Genomic DNA, 3,110 nt, shown 5'->3' with positions numbered 1-3,110 from the left:
GTAGTTGCACGCGTGCCCCAAGCAGTAGTATGCCTGCTCTCAGCTCTTCAGTTCCACCAGATCGGGACGCAACAAGCACATGCTGTGTGGATTCTTCTCAAACAGAATGCAGTGACACCTAGAATTGAGTACCCTCCAATCGAGGTCGCACGCAGCAAAGTGACTGGAGCGTTTACCCAAGGAGTGGAGAAACACACACTCAACGGGATCGAAGTCCAGATCACCAACCCAGCACGTACGGTGGTGGATTGCTTTAAGTACCGTAATCGTATCGGCCTGGATGTCTGTCTCGAAGCTCTCAAGGATGTGCTGCGCAGCAACTCACCCAACAAAACAAGCGCCGCAGACATCATGGAGTACGCCAAAGTTCAACGTGTAGGCTCCGTCATCCGCCCTTACCTCGATGCCCTCGTCTAAGATGAACCTAGTAGCCTCACTCTAAGCGCGTATCAAAACCAAGCGTGTCAAAATATTCAAAAACCATTGCTAATATTTTTCACAAAAAGCCCCTTCAACTTGTGAAAAAAAATGCTATATAAAAGCAGTGAAATCCATTGAAAATAAAACATCTTCTAGAATTTATGCAAACCATAGGGGGTGGGCATTTTCTAAGATTGATTTCTTGGATATAGGCAATGACGCAGATATTCGTAAGGCTCTCTCCGAATTGGCTTCTAAAGGGACAATCCGCCGTGTCCTGCGTGGCTTGTACGACTACCCGCGCATCAGCAAGTTACTCGGCACCGAGATGGGGCCTGACATCGACCAAGTAGCCCGCGCTTTGGCACGCAAGTCTGGCTGGCGCATCCAGCCTTCTGAGAACACAGCTCTAAATCTCTTGGGTCTCTCTACCCAAGTTCCCGCACAGAGTATCTACCTGTCCGATGGTCCTAGCAAAACCTACGAGATAGGAAAACAGCAGCTCACCTTCAAAAAGCGCTCGCTGAAGGAATCGGTATTCAAGCACAAGGAAAGTGAACTTGTGGTGCAAGCACTCAAAGCTCTAGGACAAGAACGTATTGATGACGCACTGATCTCGCAACTTGCAGACAAGTGGTCGCCTAGCATGTGGAAGAAAATCCTACGCGATACCAAGACCGCTCCAGCCTGGGTCAGCAACCTGATCCTGCAGATCACCAAGCGTACTGAGGCATGAACCGAGTTGCTAAACTATCCGAGCAGGAACGCAATGAGCTTTTCACCATGACAGCCGAGCGCATGAGCCTAGGCTCCGTCGCTATTATCGAGAAAGACTTCTGGGTCTGCTGGACACTGAAGCAACTTTTCGAGCACTCTGAGCTATCAAAGATTTTCATCTTCAAAGGCGGTACAAGTCTGTCGAAAGTCTACGGATTGATTCACCGATTCTCTGAGGATATTGATCTCGTGCTCGACTGGCGACAGGTGAATGAAGGAAAAGACCCGATGGCTGAACGCTCAAAGAGGCAACAGTCAAAGCTGAACGATCATCTTAACGAGCGTGCCGTCACTTACATTGCAGAGGTCATCTTGCCGCAGCTAGAAGAAGCTCTTGGTTCACACTGCGAGTTAGAAATAAAAACGGATGAGAAAGACCAAGGCCATGTAGTTCGGGTCAAATACCCTAGGGCTGCGAGCACCGAGTCCATACTGCCATATATTCAGCTGGAGATCGGCCCCTTAGCGTCATGGCTCCCCCACTCAAACCACACAGTAGCACCCTACGCGGCGGAGCATTTTCCGGCTTTGTTCGAGGAAGCTGAGTGTGCTGTACAAGCGATCGATGCTGAACGTACTTTCTGGGAGAAAGCCACGATCCTCCATCACGAAGCGAATCGCCCAGAAGGAACTCCAGTTCCCGCACGCTATTCACGCCACTATTACGACCTCTTTATGATGGCCGCTGACGAAGAGCTGAAAGCATCTTCACTAGGGCAGTCAGACTTACTCGTAAACGTGGTGGAATTTAAGAAAAAGTTCTACCCGCGTGGCTGGGCGGACTATGACGCCGCCGTCACAGGAGCACTGAAACTCGTACCGCCTGAGCATGTACTCAAGGCCATGCAGAAAGATTATGAAGCGATGCAGGAAATGATCTTCGGAGGACGTCCCACGTTTCAGGAAATCACCACCGCCCTGATCGATCTAGAACGTGAGATTAACGAATCGTAGGAGCCGAATGATTCACTCGTTAATTATTCATTGCAGCTCGAAGTCGCTTCACCCGCAGCTTCTCAAGAAGAAGCATTGAATTACTGCATATGATTGTCCATAAGGTTCGTAGTGTTAGAAGTTCTTAATCAAATCGAAGCTGAGGTGCTGGAGGAGCGCGATTTGCAGCGTGGGCAGATGGAGAAACAATGGGGGCAGTTATTGCTGGATCGTGTGGAGTCTGGTCGAGCCCTGGGGAAATTGGAAATTGCTTCGATCGATCACAGCCACAAGTTAATCCACTTCATCCCACCTCGCGAGGACTTTGCCTTTTTGAAAGAGCAACAACGGGTGCGAATCAGCCAAGATTCACCAGCAGGTCACCATTTTGGCGGAATATTCTATGGGCTTACTGAGCAAGGGCTCACCGTGAGGTGTACGGCGTGCGATCAATTAGATTTTGAACAAATCCAGGGTTGGACAATTGATGAAGACTTTGTGGATGTTTCTGACTTTTACCTACGCGGCTTGAAGCAATTGGCTGAGTCGGCACATGGTCGCGAGACTGTTTTTCCTATCCTCTTTGAGGAACAAGCAGCCACGATTGATGCCGAGACATTTGATGACACTTACGATGCATTGGATGAATCTGAATCACCACTGAATGACTCCCAAAAAGATGCGGTTGCTACGGCGCTTGCGGCGAGCCCGATGCACTTAATTCAAGGCCCTCCTGGTACTGGAAAAACGCAGACTCTGGCACGCTTGGTGGAGCGATTGTTCATCGAGGGGCATCGCGTATTGGTGACTGGTTTCACTCATCGTTCTATCGACAACGCTCTGAGCAAAATTCAGGATGTGCTGAATGGGCAATGCCCAGTGGTAAAGGTGGGCGCTCAGGTGAGCAATGAAACGCAGAATTTTCCACGCTACGACACACTTGAGGAAAGTGGCCTGAGCGATTGCCAAGGTCCACATGT

Annotated in this window: 4 protein-coding genes; all 4 read left to right on the top strand. The window is 49.7% G+C overall.

Annotated elements, in window-relative coordinates; translation table 11 throughout:
* Positions 1-417: type IV toxin-antitoxin system AbiEi family antitoxin (locus ABGY95_RS12090; RefSeq protein ID WP_347441936.1), on the top strand; the 417-nt coding region annotated here is incomplete at its 5' end.
* A gap of 127 nt (positions 418-544) precedes the next feature.
* Positions 545-1,156: a DUF6088 family protein gene (locus ABGY95_RS12085; protein WP_347441935.1), complete on the top strand. Its 612-nt coding sequence runs from the start codon at positions 545-547 to the stop codon at positions 1,154-1,156.
* Positions 1,153-2,151, top strand: coding sequence for a nucleotidyl transferase AbiEii/AbiGii toxin family protein (locus tag ABGY95_RS12080; protein WP_347441934.1), 999 nt, complete (start codon positions 1,153-1,155; stop codon positions 2,149-2,151). The genes ABGY95_RS12085 and ABGY95_RS12080 overlap by 4 nt, the downstream gene beginning before the upstream one ends.
* Before the next feature lie 93 nt (positions 2,152-2,244).
* On the top strand, positions 2,245-3,110 hold an 866-nt coding region (locus tag ABGY95_RS12075; protein WP_347441933.1), incomplete at its 3' end, for an AAA domain-containing protein.

The sequence above is a fragment of the Rubritalea sp. genome (genome assembly GCF_039830215.1).
Taxonomy (GTDB): domain Bacteria; phylum Verrucomicrobiota; class Verrucomicrobiia; order Verrucomicrobiales; family Akkermansiaceae; genus Rubritalea.
Note: the sequence above shows the minus strand (reverse complement) of the source record. Positions and strands in the feature narration are given on the sequence as shown.